A 19,369-nucleotide genomic window follows, 5' to 3' on the forward strand; every position below is an offset into this window, starting at 1 on the left:
GGTGCAGGCTTAGACTGGAACTATGAGTGATGATCCGTTCCGCAATAAGCTCAGCGACGTCGAGTTCCATGTGCTGCGTCAGGGGGGAACCGAGCGGCCCTACACCGGGGAATACTGGGACAATAAGGAGGCCGGCACATACTACTGCCGGGCCTGCGGGGACAAGCTGTTCGAGTCTGAGACGAAGTTCGACTCCCGCTGCGGCTGGCCCAGCTTCTACCAGCCTGCCGAGGGCTCCAATGTGACGTATCTGAAGGACACTTCGATGGGTATGCAGCGGATCGAGGTGCGCTGCGGCTCCTGTGAGTCCCATCTGGGGCATGTGTTCGAAGGTGAGGGGTTCTCCACCCCCACCGATCTGCGCTACTGCATCAATTCGGTCTCCATGACGTTCGAGCCGAAGAATGACGACGCCGGGAAGACGGCCTGAGTGGGAAAGCAGCGCGCCACAGGGGCTCACCTGGACCCCAGTTTCGCCTCTGATAATGTCTCAGGCATCTCCCCGGAAGTCCTTGAGGCGATCAGTGCTGCCAATACAGGTGCCGCCCTCCCCTACGGGGCCGATCCGGTCAGTGCAGAGCTGACTGACTGGGCCAAGGCCGAGTTCGGCCCGGCCGCAGAGATCTATCCGGTGTTCAATGGCACCGGGGCCAATGTGGTGGCCCTGCAGGGGCTTCTGCCCCGCTGGGGTGCGGCGATCTGCTCAGCCCAGGCCCATATCAACAATGATGAGGGTGCTGCCCCGGAGCGGGTAGGTGCGATGAAGCTGCTGCCCCGGCCCACCTCCGACGGCCGGCTGCGCCCGGAGGACATCACCGAGGAGCTGGGCGTACAGGGTTTTGTGCATGCTGCCCAGCCGCTGGCGGTCTCGCTCACCCAGTCCACTGAGCTGGGGACTCTCTATGCCCCGGAGCAGCTGTCGGCCCTGGCGAAGACCGCTCACGCCCACGGGCTGGCTGTGCACATTGACGGTTCCCGGATCGCCAATGCAGCCGCGGCCCTGAACACCAGTATCGGCGATCTGGTGGCCGGCACGGGAGCTGATGTGCTCAGCCTGGGCGGCACCAAGAACGGCGCCTTGGCTGCGGAGGCTGTGGTGGTGATCAACCCGGAGCGGGTCTCCGGGCTGGGCTATATCCGCAAGTTCTCCATGCAGCTGGCCTCCAAGCAGCGGTTTGTGGCTGCTCAGCTGCTGGCCCTGTTCGGCACTGAGACCTGGCGGCGCAATGCCGAGTGCGCCAATGCTCAGGCGCAGAAGCTGGGCGAGCAGCTGGCTGCTCTGGAGGGTGTCAGCGTCTCCGGGCAGACCCAGGTCAACGCGGTGTTTCCGGAGCTGCCGGTGCAGATGGCGCAGCGGATCCAAGCCAGGTATCTGGCACATATCTGGAACACGGCGTCGTCGGGGAATCCGGTGCTGCGTCTGATGTGCTCCTGGCAGACCACTGATGAGCAGATTCAGCAGCTGGTGAACACAGCGGCTGGAGCCTGAACCAGTCACGGGGGTATGCGGCGTGCCTGAAGCGCTGTCCGTGCGCTGCTCCATAGTCTGGACTGGTGAGCGTATTCGGCCCTCTGGCCGGCACCCCTGCCCGGCCGGCCTCCAGCATTGACAGTATGCCTGCCGCCTTCCGCGGTGCGCTCGATCAGCTGCGCTCTGCCCGGCCCCGCCCTGAGGCGGTGGTCTCCGAGGTTCCGGCCCCGGCCAAACTGGCGCCTTTTGCAGTGGCTCTGGGCGCTGAGATCGGTGAGGAGACGGGGGAGCATATCGCCACTGGGCGGTTCATCCTGCTGCATGATCCGGCTGGCCAGGAGTCCTGGGGCGGAACATTCCGGGTGGTGATCTATATCCGCGCGGAGCTGGAGCCGGAGATGGGGAATGATCCGCTGCTGGCCTCGGTGGCCTGGACCTGGCTGAGCGATTCGCTGGCCCAGCACGGGGTGCGGCATTCGCACGCCGGTGGTACGGCCACTCGCATTCTTTCTGAGTCTTTCGGCTCGCTGGAATCGCGGCGGGCCAGCAATGATGTGGAGCTGCGCGCCTCCTGGACTCCGCAGGGGGCCGCCTTCGGTGCGAACCTGGAAGCCTGGGCGGATATGGTCTGTTCCTTCGCTGGTCTGCCTCCGCTGCCCGATGGCGTGGTGGCCCTGCCCCATATCCGCCGGAGCTGATCATGGGAGATTCTGAGCTGCCGCTGTGTGCTGAGCCTGCTGGTGGTGTGCCCGCCGTCATTGATTCCCAGCGTGGGCTGCACCGGGCGGCTGAGTCACTGGCAGCAGGCGCCGGCCCGGTGGCGGTGGATGCTGAGCGGGCCTCGGGCATCCGGTACGGGCAGCGTGCTTTTCTGGTGCAGCTCAAGCGTGAGGGCGCGGGCATCTGGCTGATTGACCCCGAAGCGCTGGGCTCCTTGGAGCTTATTCAGCAGGCCCTGGGTGATGCGGAGTGGATTCTGCATGCGGCCACCCAGGACCTGCCCGGGTTGGCTGAGCTCGGGCTGACACCTCATGCGCTCTTCGACACGGAACTGGCCGCCCGAATGGCGGGCCTGCCTCGGGTGGGCCTGGGCTCGGTGGTGGAACAGCTGCTGGGTGTGCGGCTGGCCAAGGAGCATTCGGCCGCCGACTGGTCCAAGCGCCCGCTGCCCAAGGACTGGCTGCGCTATGCGGCCCTGGACGTGGAGCTGCTGATCCCGCTGCGGGAGAAGCTCTCCGTGCTGCTGGATGAGCAGGGCAAGACCGACTGGGCGGCCCAGGAGTTCGCCCATCTGTGCACTTTCACCCCTACGGTGGTCCCGCGTGCGGACCGTTGGCGGAAGACCTCCGGGCTGAGCAGGCTTAAGTCCCCGCGCAAGCTCGCGGTGCTGCGCGAACTCTGGGAGGCCCGGGAGTCACTGGCGCAGAAGCGCGATGTCGCCCCCGGGCAGCTATTGCCGGACTCGGCCCTGGTGGCTGCCGCGGAGGCTGGCCCACGTACTGTCCCTCAGCTGCTGGCGGTGCCGGGATTCCATGGCCGGGCTGCCAAGCGGGAGGCTCCGCGCTGGCTTCGCGCGGTGCAGGAGGGTGCGCGCACTGAGGATCTTCCCGGGCGTCCAAGCAGCACCGGAGTTCCTCCGCCGCCGCGGTCCTGGAAGGACCGCAACCCGGAGGCGTTCCGTCAGTTCCGCACTGCCCGGAACCGGCTGGCCCGCCGTGCTGAGGAGCTGGATCTGATGCCGGAGACCCTGCTGACCCCGGCGGTGCTCAAGCAGCTGTGCTGGACGCCCCCTGAGATAATCGACCCGGAGCATGTTGAAGCTGCGTTAGCCGAGCTGGGCGCTCGCCCCTGGCAGGTGGAGCAGACTGCCGCGATCATCACCGTGGCCATGCTGGACCCCGACCCTCTAGAGGATCTGTGATTTCAGCTTCAGCTCTGTCCTAATTGCTAATTATCAAGTTGATCGGGTTCTGCATCATCTTGGACTACTCTCACGTCATCTAAGCCGGTCGCAGCCTCGACACCTTCACGGTAGTTCTCAAGGTCATTATCTGGGATGCCCTCCCCTCCTGTGCGGATAGTGATGGTCATGCATTCATTGCTTGAGTCGTGACGTGCGGATGCGGACCACCCGCTACCTTCAATGTCCAACTCTTCCAGGGCGGCCACCTCAATGGACTGATCCCCCATTGCCTCGGGCGCTTCCTCAGGCAGCGGGACTCGGCACCAGATCCAGAGTCATCCCGATCTTGGATGCCCTCCTCACCGCACGCAGTCAGAGTGAGCAGAAGCACCGGGGGGGGGGGAACTGCCAGCGTGTGCCTCATTCTTCCGATCCTATCGAGATACCAGCATCAGCACTGAAATAGTCTGAAAGTCCTTGTACTGGAGTAATGAGCGAGCCGGTGTCGGAACCTCCTGTATGGGTAGCCAATGCTGTGTTCCCGCTAAACAGTTCTGCCAGATACCTCGAGAACTCTTCCGCTGGATTGAGAGCCTCCGATGGACCGTTCTCAACTAAGTGATGAACAACTGCGCCTTCTTCGTAACTTCCACTCGCGGTGGCCCCTGAAATCCCACTCGCGATAAGGAAAGTAACACCCGCACCGCACATTAGAGCCTTTCGTCCTGGTCCAACTCTGTTCGGCACGTCACGCATTACACTTTTTTCCTAACACACAGAACTCTCCGCCTGTGACGACGATATCCAGCGACGCTTTGCCGGCCGGCCCAGCAGCACCGGCACTCCCCCGCCGCCGCGGACTTGGAAAGACCGCAATCCGGAAGCCTTCCGGCAGTTCCGCACCACCCGGAACAGGTTCTTTTCATCTGGCAGTTTTCAGATCAGCTGATACGCATGTTGGTGACACGGAGGTGCCAGTTGCCGTCATTGTCAGAGCCTGCTTGTACAGCAGCCCCGTAGGCGGCGGCCCGTTCCTTGAGAATCTCAAGCCCGACACCAGCGGATGGGCTCTTTCGCTGACGTTCAGGATCGATCCTGTTCCTCACGCAGAGCTCGGCTCTGTCCTGCTCCACAGCGAATCGAATATGACACGTGGGCTCCTCTTGAGAGCGGGCTCCGTATTTGATGACGTTCGTCACTGCTTCTTGCAGCATGCGGTACAGCGCCACCTGAGCTGTGGAGCCCAGGATGTCTTCCCCATTGGTGGCTTCCACAGAGGTGGGTACCCCGGCAGAGCACAACTCCATCCGGAACCGCTCCAGGCCTTCTGAGACTGTCGGAAGCATCTTATGCTCCGAGCTCTCTAGGGGCTCTCCCCCTCTGAGCAGCGTGATGATCCGGCCCAGCTGATCGATGGTTCCGCCAGCTCTGGAACGGATGCTCTCCAGGCGGGCAACCAGGTCTTCATCGGGATATAGCAGCTTCAAATTCTCAGCGGATGTGGAAATGAGGCTCAGATCAGTGACCGCGCTGTCATGGAGCTCACGGGCCAACAGCGCACGTTCCGCATTCAGGGACTCATCCACGCGCCGGAGTTCTCCGCGCGTCTTGTCGCGGTCCAGCTGCAGCTTCCTGATCGTCCGCCCTGTCAAATACGCCAGGCCTACCAGCACTGTCACGACAGCAGCTCCCAACACTACGAGCTGGATATCATCACTGCTGAAGAGCGGGCTGCTGAGCCATGGCAGCGCGAGTGCCGCGTAGCACCGGCGGAGCAGTTTACCCCCATAGGTGGCAGCGACGCCGACCATGAGTATCATGAACAGTTCCTGCTCCAGAGACGCGTACCCAAGAATCAGCCGTGGAACTGCGGACGCAATGACCGCAGCTAATACTGCGTGCTGGACACCGAGCCATAAGACAGCACTGCTGATCAGCCACAGTGCGGCCCCAATGTAAAACCGCCGTGTCAAAGGTTCATCGGTCAAGAGCGGTTGAGTAAACGCAGTAAAGGCAGCGATTGACCCACCCAGAAAGAGCAGGCCCCAGATAAGAGCCTGCGGTGGCCGTGTGCCAGCGAAACCACGCCTAACCGAAGACAACCAAGGATGGTCGCTCAGACCTAGCAGTAGGCCGGAAACCCGATCTCGCAGAGCCGCTCCCTCCACCAAGAGTCAGGGGTAACCTCCAAAGTCACCACAACATACAATTCAGAGACCGCCGCAGACAGCCCCACGAGTTGGATTCCAAATTCAATCAGCATTTGTGCATCTCCCCTCATCGGTGGGGACATTTTATCTCTCGAACTATCCCGAGCCTTGTAGACAGTTCTTGACACTTTGACCAAACAGCGGGGCATATGGCGGCTCTTCCTGCGTACTGTGGACCAGAGAGCAGGAAAGGAACGCAGCAATGATTCGTGTGGGAGTGGTGGACGATCACCCGGTGATCCTTGAGATCCTCCAACAGTACATCGAGTCGGCTTCTGGTGTGGAGTGCGTGGGTACGGCCACCGACGGAGAGCAGGCCATCCAGCTGGCACAGCAGTTCCGGCCTGATGTGATGCTCATGGACCTGAACCTGCCTCGCCGGGACGGACTCAGCGCCACCTATGAGATCACCCGATCCACGGAGGTGCGTGTTCTGGTCTTCTCCGCTCTGGAGGCCGAAGAAGACGTAATCCGTGCACTGCACTGCGGGGCCAGCGGCTATATGACCAAACGGTCGGGCTCCAAGGAAGTAATTCATGCTCTGCATCGCATTCACCGAGGTGAGATCGCATTCTCACAGCCTGTGGCAGAACTCCTGGAGGTCAAACCCTCAGTCCGCAGAGATGACATCAAGAGCGTGCTCAAGCGCTGGACCAAGGGGCCCCACCTCGCGCCCAGGGAGCTGAGCATCCTCAAAGCCGCCTGCCGCGGCCTGACCAATGGGGAGATCGCCGCGGAACTGGTCATCGCGCAGAGCAGCGTCAACACCTACATATCCCGGATCTATGAGAAGCTCGGCGCAAACACTCGGATTGAGATGTATCAGGCTGCCATCAAGCACGGCCTGGTCCCCGCACCAACCACCTCGGTCAGCAGTGAAAGTTAGGCATCTGTGAAGTCACTACCGCGCCGGATGGCGACGACCCGCAGTACTATGCGACGTCATATTGGGAGTGCGCCTCCAGATTTCCCGAGTAGATCTTCTTCACCCGTGGAACGGTTTGCCGTTGACCTTCTGGCTGATGCCCTGCTGGTCCAGGTAGGGGGTGATGCCGCCGCGGTGGAAGGGCCAGCCGGCACCGAGGATCATGCACAGGTCGATGTCCTTGGCTGAGGCCACCACCTCGTCGGCAAGCATCAGCCCGATCTCCTCGGCCAGAGCATCCAGCACAGTGCTCAGCACCTGCTCCGAGGACTGCGGGGCCTGCCCGAACTCCAGCAGTTCCAGGGTGGAGTCCTTGATGTGCTTGTTCCCGACCTCATCGGTGGACCAGATCCCTTTGACGCCGTTGTCGATCAGCGTCTGCAGGTTCTTGGACACATAGAACCGGTCTCCGAAGCTGGCGTTCAGCGATTCGGTGACATGCTGTGCCACCGGGATGCCCACCATCGCCAGCAGGTCGAAGGGTGACATCGGCAGCCCCAGGGGTTTCAGCGCCTGGTCTGCTGTCTCAGCTGGGGTGCCCTGGTCAAAGGTCTTCTGCACCTCGGCCATCAGCCGCAGCAGCACCCGGTTGACCACGAACGCGGCGGTGTCCTTGGTCAGCACCGGGGTCTTACGCAGCTTGGCAGCCAGGTCGAAGGCGGTGGCGATCGGCTCATCGGCGGTCTCAGCGGTGCGGGCGATCTCCACCAGAGGCATCACCTGCACCGGGTTGAAGAAGTGGAATCCGATCACCCGCTCGGGGTGCTTGAGGTCTGCTGCCATTTCGGTCACCGACAGTGAGGAGGTGTTGGTGGCCAGGATGGCCTGCGGGGAGACGATCTCCTCCAGCTCGGCGAAGACCTGCTTCTTCACGCCGATCTCCTCGAACACCGCCTCGATGATGAAATCAGCTTCGGCGTAGACCGACTTATCGGTGGAGCCGGTGACCAGTCCGGTGAGGGCCTCAGCCTGCTGCTGGCTCAGCCGGCCCTTCTGCACCTGCTTGGCGTTCTGGGCTGCGATGTACTCCAACCCCTTGTCCACCCGGGCCTGTTCGATATCGGTGATCACCACCGGGACCTGCAGCTGCTGGGCGAAGACCAGGGCCAGCTGGGAGGCCATCAGGCCAGCACCGACGACGCCGATCCGGTCCAGAGTCCGCGGGGTCGCCTGGGGCACCCCGGCTGGCTTCTTGGCCCGCTTCTGCACCAGTTCCATGAAAGCGTAGACCGTGTTCTTGAACTCGGTGCTCACCAGCAGCTCACCGAGCGCCTCCACCTCAAGCTTGCGGTCCTCATCCCGTGAGTTCTGCGGCACCTGACGGAAGATCTCCAGGGCGCGCAGCGGCGCCGGGGCGGTCTCCCCGGTCTTGGCCGCCACCGTCTTCTCCGCCAGCTGCACGGCCCGGGTCCAGGCCTGATCACTGGTGTCATGATCACGGTGCTTCTCCAACTCTGCGGTGGTGGCGGCGTCGTGGTTCAGCACTTTGGCCGCCCAGGCCAGGGACTCCTGCTCAAAGCTGGATTCCTCGAAGAGCGCATCGGCGATGCCGAACTCGAAGACCTGCTGACCCTTGAGCGACTTATTGTTGTTCAGCGGGTTGGTGAAGATCACCTGGGCGGCGGCCTCAGGACCAATCAGCCGGGGCAGCCGGTAGATACCGCCCCAGCCGGGAACCAGGCCGAGGAAGGCCTCAGGCAGGCCGACCGCCTTGGTGGTAGCGGAAACAGTCCGGTAGTCGGCGGGCAGCGCGATCTCCAGCCCGCCGCCCAGTGCGGTGCCGTTGATAAAGGCGAAGGTGGGCACCGGGAAGTCCTCCACCAGGTTATAAGCGTCATGTCCGAGTTCGGCCAGCTCGATCCCGTGCTGGGATTCGGTGAGCTCCCTGGCTGAGACGATGTCTGCACCGGCGGCGAAAACTCCAGGCTTGCCGATGATGCCCAGTGATGCGATCTCTCCGGATTCGGCCCGTGCGTACTGGCTGAGGACCGCTTCACCGAAGGTGATGAGGGAGCCCGGGCCCAAGGTGTTGGGACGCTTGCCGAGCTGATTGTCCATGCGGATCAGCGCCATGGTGCCGGCACCCTCGGGCAGTTCGATGTCCTCCACCTGAGAGTGGGTGAGCTCCTCGTGGGGGAAGCTCTCGGTGAGGGGGCGGTAGCGGGAGAAATCAGTGGACAACGGCGGCCTCCTGTGCTCGGGGATGAACAATGCGTTCCGCATCACATCCTACCGATGAGTAACCAAAGTGGCTACCGGGCTTATTCGGGAGTACGCGGATTGAAGGGTAGTTGGGAGGCAAGCGGGTCTGTCCCAACACTGATGCTGCTTATTAGCACCTCTTGCTCGACGGTTTCCCAAACAGCTCTACCGGGAGCGGAAGACGGGTATCTCTCCGGTGGGGAGGTCCTCGCCGGGCAGCCGCCGGGCGAAGGGAACCTTGGTGCCCAGCACCTGGGCCACGGTGTCCTGGGCGATCTGGGCCGAGGTGAGTCCCACCCGCTCGAAGACCTGGCTGCGGGTGCCGTGGGCCAGGAACTCCACCGGCAGCCCCACCTCGTTCAGTGCGGTGTCCACTCCGGCCTCGCGCATCACCTGGCGGATCCGTGCCCCTACTCCCCCGGCCTTCACACCGTCCTCGATGCACACCACGATCCGGTGCCGGGCAGCCAGGGCCACCACCGACTCCGGGACTGGCAGCACCCAGCGGGGATCCACCACAGTGGCGGTGATCCCCTGGTCCTCCAGCCGACGGGCCAGGTCCAGGGACAGCTCTCCCATGGCGCCCACTGAGACGATCATCACGTCATTGGTGTAGGAGCCGTCGTGGTCCTTCTCACTGCTGGTGTAGAGCACATCCACACCGTCGGCCAGCCGCTCCAGGGCATCCAGCTCATCGTTGACCGAGCCTCTGGAGAACCGCACCACTGTGGGGGCATCTTCCACCGCCACGGCCTCGCGCAGTTCCTCGCGCAGCCGGGTGGAGTCCCGGGGGGCGGCGATCTGCAGGCCAGGGACCAGCTGCAGCAGGGAGAGATCCCAGACTCCGTGGTGGCTGGGACCGTCCGGACCGGTGACTCCGGCCCGGTCCAGCACAAAGGTCACCCCGGCCTTGTGCAGGGCCACGTCCATCAGCACCTGGTCGAAGGCCCGGTTGAGGAACGTCGCGTAGACCGCCACCACCGGATGCAGTCCGCCATAGGCCAGCCCGGCGGCAGAGGCCACAGCATGCTGTTCGGCAATCCCCACGTCCACCACCCGGTCCGGGTGCTTGGCGGCCAGGGTGCGCAGTCCCACCGGGATGACCATCGCACCGGTCAGGGCCACGATGTCCTCACGCTCATCGGCGATCGCGGCGATCTCTTCCTCAAACACTGAGGTCCAGGAGCGGGATGAACCGCGGGAGACTGGGTCTCCGGTCTCGGGGTCGATCACCCCCACGGCGTGGAACTGGTCGGCCTCATCGGCCCGGGCCGGGGCATAGCCGCGGCCCTTCTCGGTGATCACGTGGACGATCACCGGGCCCTCATAGCTGCGAGCATCCTCCAGGGCCTCCTCCAGGGCGCGCTGGTTATGGCCGTCCACCGGGCCGATGTACTTCATGCCCAGGTCTTCAAACAGGCCCTGCGGGGCCCAGAAGTCCTTAGCGCCCTTCTTCATGGCGTGCAGGCTGCGGTAGGCCATCTGGCTCATCGGCCCGCCGCTGACCAACCGTCGCTTAGTGCCGTCCATCACGGATTCGTAGACCGGGTGGGTGCGAACTTTGTCCAGGACTCCGCGGCGCAGTTTGGAGAGCTGGTTGGCGATCCCGCCCACCGTGGGCGCGTAGGAACGGCCGTTGTCATTGACCACAATCACCACCCGCCGGTGCTTATCGGCGGCAATGTTGTTCAGCGCCTCCCAGGCCATGCCTCCGGTCAGCGCCCCGTCACCGATGATCGGCACCACGTAACGGTCGCCCTCGCCCTTCAGCGCCCGGGCCCGGGAGATTCCATCCGCCCAGGCCAGCGAGCTGGAAGCGTGGGAGGACTCCACAATGTCATGAACAGACTCGGAGCGGTCAGGATAACCGGCCAGTCCACCCTGCTGGCGCAATGTGGTGAAGTTCTGGCGACCGGTAACCAACTTGTGCACATAGGACTGGTGTCCGGTGTCGAACACGATGGAGTCCCGCGGAGAGTCAAAGACCCGGTGCACAGCCAGAGTGAGTTCGACCACGCCGAGATTGGGGCCCAGATGCCCCCCGGTGGCGGAGACATGGGTGATCAGGAACTCGCGGATCTCCTCGCCCAGCCGGTCCAGCTGCTCGGCGCTGAGCTTGGACAGATCCTGTGGTGAGCGGATCGTGTGCAGTATGCTCATCTGATCAGTCTACCGAGCCTGGCAGCTCACGGCAGCGTGAGCTCTCCGGTGAAGTGCGGCCGCGCCTTCCGCGGGTTCCAGCCAGAGAACCGCTGGGTCTTCTCATCGATCTGCTCAGCGGCGAAGGCCACCTTGCCAGGAAGTGTCACCGGGGCAGAGAACTCGATGCTCCAACGGTGCCCGGCAGTCTCAGGCTCCCGGCCCTCCAACATCCGGGCTGCCGAATACATCCCGTGCACAATGGCCCGCTTCTGGCCCAGGGCCTTGGCGGTGATCCCGGTGAGGTGGATGGGGTTGTAGTCTCCGGAGACTGCCGCATATTCACGGCCGGCATCGGCACCCAGCGTCCACAGTGCGGTCTTGGCCGGTGGGAGGAACTCCTCCCGGGGCGCGGGGGCGGCCGCAGGCTTCTCGAACAGGTAGGTGCCGCGGCCCAAGTACACCGAAGTGCTGGTGTAGAGCACCTCACCCTCGGCGGAGACCTCCACCACGATGTCCACCTGTGTACCACGCCGGTGGGCGGTGAGATTCTCCGCCCGGGCCAGGATCTGCAGTGGCTGCCCGGCGGTGACCGGCTTACGGTGGTGGACCTGGTTGGACAGGTGCACCATGCCCAGCAGCGGCAGCGGGAAGTTGCGTTGGGACATCAGGGCCATCTGCACCGGGAACCCGGCGATGTGCACCAGTACTGAGGGCAGCGAGGTGCGGTGCACGCCGTCGAAGGCCTCGCCGTGCACCAGCTGGCGGTAGGCCTCGGCCTGCTCCTGGGTGATTCCAGGGTGGTCAGCCAGCACCGGCTGCTTCGGCAGGGCTTTGAGACTGCCGGTGGTGGAGAGTTTGGACTTCACGGCGTCCAGTACGGCTTTGCGGTAGAGCCTGCCGAGCTCGGGCAATGGGATCCGGCGGGGTTCTGTCACGGTGATCACGCCCCCACCAGGTTCTGCCCGCAGACCCGCAGGGTCAGCCCGGAGGTGCCGGCTGCGGCTGGGGAGACCAGATAGGCGATGGTCTCGGCTACATCCTCAGGGCGTCCGCCCTGGCTCAACGAGTTGAGCCTGCGGGCCACCTCGCGGGTGGCTACGGGCATTTTGGCGGTCATCTCGGTCTCGATGAACCCGGGGGCCACCGCGTTGATGGTGCCGTGCCGGGCTGCAAGCTGCGCCGAGGCCGCAGAGACCATGCCGATGACCCCGGCCTTGGAGGCGGCGTAGTTGGTCTGACCGCGGTTGCCGGCGATCCCCGAGGTGGAGGCCAGGGAGACGATGCGTGGACCCACCGTACCCTCAGTACGGCTGAACAGCTCGGAGTCCAGGAAGGCGCGGTTCATCCGCAGTTGGGATTCTATGTTCACCGCGATCACTGAGTTCCAGCGACCGGGGTCCATATTGGCAAGCAGCTTGTCCCGGGTGATGCCGGCGTTGTGCACCACGATGTCCAGTCGGCCGTAGTGCTGCTCGGCGTGGGTGAGGATCTTCTGACCGGCCTCATCCTCGGTGATATCCACCTGCAGGGCGGTGCCGGCGACTTCATTGGCCACTGCCGCCAGCTGTTCCCCTGCTGGGGGAATGTCTACCAGAATGACTTGGGCGCCGTCGCGGTACAGGGTGCGGGCGATGGCGGCACCGATCCCGCGGGCGGCGCCGGTGACCACAGCCACCTGTCCCGAAAGCGGTGCGGTCCAGTCCTCGGGCAGAGCACCATTGACCGAGTCCACGGTGATGAACTGCCCGGAGACGAAGGCCGAGCGCCCGGAGAGCAGAAAACGCAGAGCACCAGCCACTGAGGGTGCTGCAGTCGCTAAGTCCTCGTGCAGGATCAGCCCGTTGGCGGTGCCGCCGGCACGCATCTCATGCGCCAGGGAGCGGGTCAGGCCCTCGATCCCCTTCCGCGCGGCCCGAGCTGCCGGGTCTTCAGTGTGCGCGGGGTTACGGAACACGGTGATCACCCGGGCTGAGGGCTTGAGCTGTTTGAGCAGCCCGCCCAGTTCCAGCACAGTCTCGGAGAGCTCCGCCGGGGTGTGGGCGGAGTCGAACACTGCCACCACTGCGGCCACCTTCTCCTTGGGCCCTACATGGCGGCGTACGTCAAGATCCCAGCCCAGCAGGTGCTCGGCGATCAGATCGGAGGCTTCAGTGGCGCCCAGCAGCACCACCGGTCCCTCAATCAGCGGACCGGAGGGACTGTAGCGGCGCAGCTTGGCCGGCTGGGGCAGGCCCAGTGCTTTGGTGATCCTGCGGCCGAACCCGGTGTTGGCGAAATGGGTGTAGGAGTCCTTAGCCACTGGCCTCACCGTCCTTCGATGATCGCGGTGATGCCTTGTCCGCCGGCTGCGCAGACCGAGATGAAGCCGAGTTTTCCGGGCTTGCCGTGCAGCAGCTTGGCCAGGGTGGCCACGATCCGCCCGCCGGTGGCGGCGAAGGGGTGACCAGCGGCCAGTGAGGAGCCGGTCACGTTGAGCTTGGACCTATCGATGCTGCCCAGTGGAGCATCCAGGCCCAGCTTTCCTCGGCAGAACTCCTCGGACTCCCAGGCCTTGATCTGGGCCAGCACCGTGGAGGCGAAGGCCTCGTGGATCTCGAAGTATTCGAAGTCCGCGAAGCTGAGGTTATTGCGCTTCAGCAGCCGGGCGGCCGCGTAGGCCGGGGCCATCAGCAGCCCCTCGGCCCCGCCCACAAAGTCCACTGCGCCCTGCTCATAGTCCACAAAGTTCGCCAGCTTGGGCAGGTCATGCTCATCGGCCCACTCCTCGGTTCCCAGCAGCACCGCAGAGGCGCCGTCGGTCAGCGGGGTGGAGTTGGCCGCGGTCAGTGTGGCCTCCTCCCCTAAGTCCTTGCCGAAGACCGGGGAGAGCTTGGCCAGCTTCTCCACAGTGGAGTCACCGCGCATATTATTGTCCTTGGTCAGGCCCTTGAACGGGGTGACCAGATCGTCGAAGAAGCCTTCCTCATAGGCGGCGGCCAAGTTGCGGTGGCTGGCCACCGCCAGCTCGTCCTGCTCCCGGCGGGTGATCCCCCACTGGTGAGCGGTGATCGCCATATGCTCACCCATCGACAGTCCGGTGCGCGGCTCCCCGGTGCCGGGGGCCTGCGGAGCCAGGTGGCCGGGACGAATCTTGGCCAGGGCCTTCAGCCGGGCACCTAGACTCCTGGCCCGGTTGGCCTCCATGAGGATGCCGCGCAGCTCGTCGGTGACCACGATCGGGGCATCGGAGATGGAGTCCACTCCGCCGCCGATGGCCGAGTCGATCTGGCCCAGCCTGATCTTATTGGCCAGTGAGCCGATGGCCTCAGTGCCGGTGGCGCAGGCCATCTGCACATCGTAGGCCGGGGTCTTTGGGTCCAACGGGGTGCCCAGCACCGATTCGCGGGCTAAGTTGAAGTTCTTGGAGTGCTTGAGCACCGCACCGGCGGCCACTGCGCCCAGTTGCTGGCCCTGCAGCCCGTAGCGGGCCACCAGGCCGTTCAGCGCAGAGGTGAGCATGTCCTGGTTGGAGGACTTCGCATAGGCGCTGTGGGCACGGGCGAAGGGGATCCGGTTGCCGCCGATGATCACGGCGTCGCGCACTTTTTCTGCCATGGGGTGTCTCCTTCAGACTTGGCTTTATTACTCGTCAGTATCTTAGACTACTTGTGTTGACCATCACTGTCAGCCTCACAGTCTTTAAGGAGCACCCTATGGGAGAGTACGACGACGCCGCCACCGGACCCATCAGCACCGCCTCAGTAGACACCGCTCACCTGGAGGAGATCCTGCTGGGCCGCTGGGCGCAGACCAAGCGGACCGCCCGCGAGCTGCTGAAGGACCCGCAGTTCCACAAGGCGGAGAACCTCACCAAGGAAGACCACCGGGAGCGCACACTCAAGCAGTCCCACGCCCTGGTGGAGGCCAATGCCGTGCACCGGGCCTTCCCCGAGGAGTTCGGCGGCGAGGCCGACCACGGGGCCAATATCGCCGCTTTCGAGGAGCTGGTCACCGCTGACCCTTCCCTGCAGATCAAATCCGGGGTGCAGTGGGGGCTCTTCGGGGCTGCGGTGATGCACCTGGGATCCCATGAGCACCAGAAGAAGTGGCTGCCGTCGATCATGGACCTCTCCGTGCCGGGCGCCTACGCCATGACCGAGATCGGCCACGGCTCCGATGTGGCCTCCATCGGCACTACCGCCACCTACGACGACGCCACTGACGAGTTCATCATCCACACCCCCTTAGACGCTGCCGTGAAGCGGTTCCTGGGCAATGCTGCCCTGCACGCCACCGCAGCAGTGGTCTTCGCCCAGCTGATCACCAAAGGTGTCAACCACGGGGTGCACTGTTTCTATATGGAGATCCGGGATCCCGACGGCAATCCGCTGCCCGGGATCACCATTGAGGACGACGGCCATAAGGGCGGACTCAACGGTGTGGACAACGGCCGGATCCGGTTCCAGGAGGTGCGCATCCCGCGCACCAACCTGCTCAACCGCTACGGGGATGTGGCCGAGGGCGGGGAGTACAGCTCCCCCATCGAATCCCCCGGGCGGCGGTTCTTCACCATGCTGGGCACCCTGGTCCAGGGCCGGGTCTCGCTGACCGGGGCTGCGGTGGCGGCCGCCAAACTGGGCCTGATCGGGGCGATCACCTACGGCAACCAACGCCGCCAGTTCAACGCCACCTCCACCACGGAGGAGGAGGTGCTGCTGGACTATCAGCTGCACCAGCGCCGGCTGATCCCCCGCCTGGCCAAGACGGTGGCGCTGGGCTTCGCCCATGACAAGCTGCTGGCCAAGCTGGACGATGTCTTCTCCGGCAAGGATGACTCCGATGAGAACCGCCAGGAACTGGAGACTCTTGCTGCCACCATCAAGCCGGTGGCCACCTGGCACGCCCTGGACACCCTGCAGGAGGCCCGGGAGGCCTGCGGCGGGGCCGGGTTCATCTCAGAGAACCGGTTCACCTCGCTGCGTGCAGATCTGGACATCTATGTCACCTTTGAGGGCGATAACAATGTGCTGCTGCAGCTGGTGGCCAAACGGCTGCTGGCCGACTATGCCGCCGAGTTCAAGAACGCCGATGTGGGGGCCCTGGCCAGCTATGTGGCCAACCAGGCCGGTGACACCGTGATGCACCGGTTCGGCCTGCGCAAAGCTCTGCAGGGGGTCCAGGACACCGGGGACGAACGGCGCAGCGCCAACTGGTTCAAACAGTCCGAGGTGCAGCGGGAGCTGCTGGCCGGCCGGGTGCGCCAGATGGTGGCCGATGCCGCCGGGGAGCTGCGCCATGTGGCCAAGCTGCCCGCCGAGAAGCAGGCCACCGTCTTCAACGAGCACCAGTACCAGATCATCAGTGCCGCCAAGGCCCATGCCGACCTGCTGCTCTGGGAGGCCTTCACCGAGGGCCTGGAACAGGTGGAGCACCCGGGCACCCGCCAGGTGATGACCTGGCTGAGGGACATCTACGCGCTGAGCCGGATCGAGGAGACCCTGGACTGGTACCTGATCAACGGCCGGATCTCCACCCAGCGGGCCCGGACGCTGACCCCCTACATCAACCGGCTGGTCGCCCGGGTCCGTCCGCATGCCCAGGATGTGGTGGACAGCTTCGGCTATGCGCCTGAGCATGTGCGCATGGAGGTGGCCTCCAGGGCGGAGCAGTCCCGCCAGGAGGCGGCCAATGAGTACTACCGGAAGCTGCGGGCCTCCGCAGACGCCCCGGTGGAGGAGAAGACCCTCCTGGACCGGAAACGGGCCGAGGAGCGGGCCGCCCGCAAGAAGTCCTAATACACCGCGGGCTCACCAGCCTCACCCCACCTCCCGGGATTTGGTGTGTTGAAATCCTAAAAATGCCTGGTTACCTGACGCCATTCAGAGGAATTCAGCACACCAGATGTTCAACGAGCGGCGGCCTGGACGCGCAGGGCGCGCAGCAGGTGGTCCTGCTCCTCAAGGATCAGCCGGCGCAAGGCGGCCGGGGCCTCCGGGTGCTCGGCCAGCCACTGCTCAGTGCGCTCGGCGGCCGACTGTGACGGCTCCGGGAACAGGCCCTGCACCACACGAGTGGCCTGGCCCTGGGTCATCCGCTCCCATACATCGGTGAGCGCCGCAAAGTAGGCTTGGGTGTACTGCCCGGTCAGGCCGGTGGGATCGGCGTTGAATCCATCGATAGTGGCGGTCAGGTGGTCGTTGGAGAGCTCCATGCCCTCAGCATCATGCCCGGCCAGCGCCTGCTGGAAGGCTGCTGCCTTGACGGCCGGGTCAGGCCGGGAGGCCAGGGCCAACCGGTGGGCAATCATCCCCCGAGCGGTGGTGCGGCGACTGATCTCAGCCTCCAGATCCGCAGCGCTGGTCTTCCGGTGGGCGGCCAGCGCCTGCAGGAACAGCCAGCGTAGCTCCTCATCGGTCTCCGATTCCAGGCGATCGGCCAAAAAGTCCAGCTGGCTGCCGTGTCTGCGGGAGAGCAATGCGAGCACCCGAGTAGCAGCAAGGGACGCATCGGCTTTGGGCGCGGAATCAATGAACGCTGCTAGTCCAGCAGCCAACTGAGCCTCCAGCTCCTCGCGCCGCCCTGCCGGGGTATAGAGCTCACAGGCCTGGTTAGCCTGACGCAGCAGGGACTGGACCACCGCGACCTCGGGGATCTGCAGGCCCAGCCGCAGCACCGCCTCGACGAACCGGGCTGCCGGCAGCTGTGCGTCGCGGACCATGGACCACAGCGCCGCCCAGACGGTGGCCCGGGCCAGCGGGTCGCCCACCGGATAGGTCAAGGCCGCCTCTACGGACTCGGGGTCCAGCACCAGCTTGGCGTAGGTGAGGTCCTCGTCGTTGGGCAGGATCAGCCGAGGTGTCCCGGCCTGGGGGAGCTGCAGCCCCGGCACCGAGGTGAGCCCCTCCGGGGCCTCCGGGTCCAGCTCGGCGGGAACCGACTGAGCCCGGCTCAGGGTACCGGTGCCGTCCAGGGTGAACAGACCCACCTTGATCACATGTGGCCGGGCGATGGGCTGGCCGGTGGTGGGGTCAGTGCCGGTCTGGCGCACACTGATGGTGCCGGCGTCGTCGTGAACTGTTTCCAGCACCGGGATGCCCGCGGTCTGCAGCCAAGCGGCGGACCAGGCGCGCATGTTCTTGCCGGTGGCCTCCTGAAGCACGCCCAGGAAGTCCTCCAGGGTGGCGTTGCCGAAGGCGAAGCGTTGAAAATAGGTCCGGGCGGCCGCTCGGAACGCCTCGGCACCAGCATAGGCGGCCAACTGCTTGAGCACGCTGGCCCCCTTGGCGTAGGTGATCCCGTCGAAGTTCTGATCGGCGGCCTCCAGGTCAGGGATATCGGCCACGATCGGATGCGTGGTGGGCAGCTGGTCCTGCACATAGGCCCAGCCCTTGCGGGAGTTGGCGAAGGCCACCCAGGCGGTAGTGAACTCCGTGGCGGAGTCCACCCCGTAGGTGCCCATATAGTCGGCGAAGGACTCCTTGAGCCAGAGATCGTCCCACCAGTGCATGGTCACCAGATCGCCGAACCACATATGGGCCATCTCGTGCAGAATGGTGTTGGCCCGGGTTTCGTGCTGGGCCTCGGTGGCCCCGGTGTCGAACACATAGCGTTCCGTGAAGGTCACCAGCCCGGGGTTCTCCATCGCACCCAGGTTGTACTCGGGGACGAACACCTGATCGTATTTCCCGTTACCGCCGGCCCCGCGTCCCCAGGGATAGGGGTAGCCGAACTCGGCGTGGAAGAAGTCCAGGCCCTGTTGGGTGATCCGGAACAGCTCCGCAGCGTCCAGATGCTCGGCCAGCGAGGCCCGGCACAGCAGTGCCAGGTCAATGCTGAACTCATCACCGCCGGGTACACCGCCGCGCCAGGTGTCCTCCACCAGATGGTAGGGCCCAGCCAGCAGGGCGGTGATATAAGAGCTCATCACCTCAGTCTCAGCGAACTCCACCCGTACGACGCCGCTGGCCACCTCAGTCCGAGAGATCTCAGCTCCATTGGAGCGCAGCTGCCAGTCCGCCGGACCGGTGATGGAGAACTGGAACCGGGCTTTGAGGTCGGGCTGGTCGAAGACGGGGAACACCCGCCGACAGTCAGCAGGCTCGTACTGGGTGTAGAGATAGACAGCCCCGTCGCTGGGGTCGGTGAACCGGTGCAGCCCCTCCCCTGATCGGGAGAATGCGGAGTCCGAGCTGATCTCCACGATGTTCTGGCCCTCGACCAGTCCGGGAAGCGGGATCCGGGCGCCGTTGAACTCGGCGTCGTTGTGCTCTGTGCCGTTGATGCGCACTGACCTGACCGAAACACCCGCGTAATCCAGGAATGGCACACTTCCGTCACTGGCCGCCGAGCTGAAGGATAACTCCACACGGGTCTGGACCGGATAGGTGGTGGCACCTTCCTCGGCGGCCGATGAGAGATCCACATGGACCTGGTAGGAGGAGACGCTGATGCTCCAGGAGCGGGAAGCCGCCTCATCCCTGGTGAGGTTCAATTTTTCTGACATAGTGGTATTCAAACAGACCCGGACAGAACAGTAG

The 19,369-nt window shown here is 64.5% G+C and carries 14 protein-coding genes; 6 read left to right on the forward strand and 8 right to left on the reverse strand.

The annotated features are described in order from the left end of the window. The first annotated feature begins 22 nt into the window (after nt 1-22). From msrB to F0311_RS14120, 4 genes are all read left to right on the forward strand, one after another. The gene (gene msrB / locus F0311_RS14105) at nt 23-430 is read left to right on the forward strand and encodes a peptide-methionine (R)-S-oxide reductase MsrB (protein WP_150462559.1); all 408 of its coding nucleotides are present in this window, start codon (nt 23-25) and stop codon (nt 428-430) included. Then, nucleotides 431-1,489: a threonine aldolase family protein gene (locus tag F0311_RS14110; RefSeq protein WP_150462560.1), complete on the forward strand. Its 1,059-nt coding sequence runs from the start codon at nt 431-433 to the stop codon at nt 1,487-1,489. Between the two features lie 65 nt (nt 1,490-1,554). Next, a complete protein-coding gene (locus tag F0311_RS14115; protein WP_396897448.1) occupies nt 1,555-2,169 on the forward strand; it encodes a DUF3000 domain-containing protein in 615 nt (204 codons plus the stop codon). Nucleotides 2,170-2,171: 2 nt separating this feature from the next. Continuing rightward, nucleotides 2,172-3,392: a ribonuclease D gene (locus F0311_RS14120; protein WP_150462561.1), complete on the forward strand. Its 1,221-nt coding sequence runs from the start codon at nt 2,172-2,174 to the stop codon at nt 3,390-3,392. Nucleotides 3,393-3,418: 26 nt separating this feature from the next. Here the strand turns inward: F0311_RS14120 and F0311_RS18155 are convergent, their stop codons facing one another. Both F0311_RS18155 and F0311_RS14125 read right to left on the reverse strand, forming a co-directional pair. Beyond that, nucleotides 3,419-3,562 (reverse strand): hypothetical protein, encoded by a 144-nt coding sequence (locus F0311_RS18155; protein WP_191089941.1) that lies wholly within the window; start codon nt 3,560-3,562, stop codon nt 3,419-3,421. Between the two features lie 753 nt (nt 3,563-4,315). Then, nucleotides 4,316-5,362 (reverse strand): sensor histidine kinase, encoded by a 1,047-nt coding sequence (locus F0311_RS14125; protein WP_150462562.1) that lies wholly within the window; start codon nt 5,360-5,362, stop codon nt 4,316-4,318. Nucleotides 5,363-5,786: 424 nt separating this feature from the next. Here F0311_RS14125 and F0311_RS14130 point away from each other — a divergent pair, with 424 nt between their 5' ends. Next, nucleotides 5,787-6,470, forward strand: coding sequence for a response regulator (locus F0311_RS14130; RefSeq protein ID WP_150462563.1), 684 nt, complete (start codon nt 5,787-5,789; stop codon nt 6,468-6,470). Between the two features lie 99 nt (nt 6,471-6,569). On the opposite strand, the gene F0311_RS14135 is transcribed toward F0311_RS14130, so the two are convergent. From F0311_RS14135 to F0311_RS14155, 5 genes are all read right to left on the reverse strand, one after another. Next, nucleotides 6,570-8,732, reverse strand: coding sequence for a 3-hydroxyacyl-CoA dehydrogenase NAD-binding domain-containing protein (locus tag F0311_RS14135; RefSeq protein ID WP_150462564.1), 2,163 nt, complete (start codon nt 8,730-8,732; stop codon nt 6,570-6,572). Nucleotides 8,733-8,876: 144 nt separating this feature from the next. After that, nucleotides 8,877-10,871 carry a 1-deoxy-D-xylulose-5-phosphate synthase gene (gene dxs / locus F0311_RS14140; RefSeq protein WP_150462565.1) on the reverse strand — a complete coding sequence of 665 codons (1,995 nt, stop codon included), beginning with the start codon at nt 10,869-10,871 and terminating at the stop codon, nt 8,877-8,879. Nucleotides 10,872-10,897: 26 nt separating this feature from the next. Next, the gene (locus F0311_RS14145) at nt 10,898-11,788 is read right to left on the reverse strand and encodes a MaoC family dehydratase (RefSeq protein ID WP_150462566.1); all 891 of its coding nucleotides are present in this window, start codon (nt 11,786-11,788) and stop codon (nt 10,898-10,900) included. 5 nt (nt 11,789-11,793) lie between these two features. After that, nucleotides 11,794-13,152, reverse strand: coding sequence for a 3-oxoacyl-ACP reductase (locus F0311_RS14150; protein ID WP_150462567.1), 1,359 nt, complete (start codon nt 13,150-13,152; stop codon nt 11,794-11,796). 5 nt (nt 13,153-13,157) lie between these two features. Continuing rightward, nucleotides 13,158-14,447: an acetyl-CoA C-acetyltransferase gene (locus tag F0311_RS14155; RefSeq protein ID WP_150462568.1), complete on the reverse strand. Its 1,290-nt coding sequence runs from the start codon at nt 14,445-14,447 to the stop codon at nt 13,158-13,160. Between the two features lie 98 nt (nt 14,448-14,545). On the opposite strand from F0311_RS14155, the gene F0311_RS14160 reads away from it, so the two are divergent. After that, complete coding sequence (locus tag F0311_RS14160) at nt 14,546-16,627, forward strand: acyl-CoA dehydrogenase family protein (RefSeq protein WP_150462650.1); 2,082 nt, start codon at nt 14,546-14,548, stop codon at nt 16,625-16,627. A 110-nt stretch (nt 16,628-16,737) separates the two neighbouring features. Here the strand turns inward: F0311_RS14160 and pepN are convergent, their stop codons facing one another. Beyond that, the gene (pepN, locus tag F0311_RS14165; RefSeq protein ID WP_150462569.1) at nt 16,738-19,335 is read right to left on the reverse strand and encodes an aminopeptidase N; all 2,598 of its coding nucleotides are present in this window, start codon (nt 19,333-19,335) and stop codon (nt 16,738-16,740) included. Nucleotides 19,336-19,369: the final 34 nt, after the last annotated feature.

It is taken from the genome of Nesterenkonia ebinurensis, assembly GCF_008711175.1.
Lineage (GTDB): Bacteria > Actinomycetota > Actinomycetes > Actinomycetales > Micrococcaceae > Nesterenkonia > Nesterenkonia ebinurensis.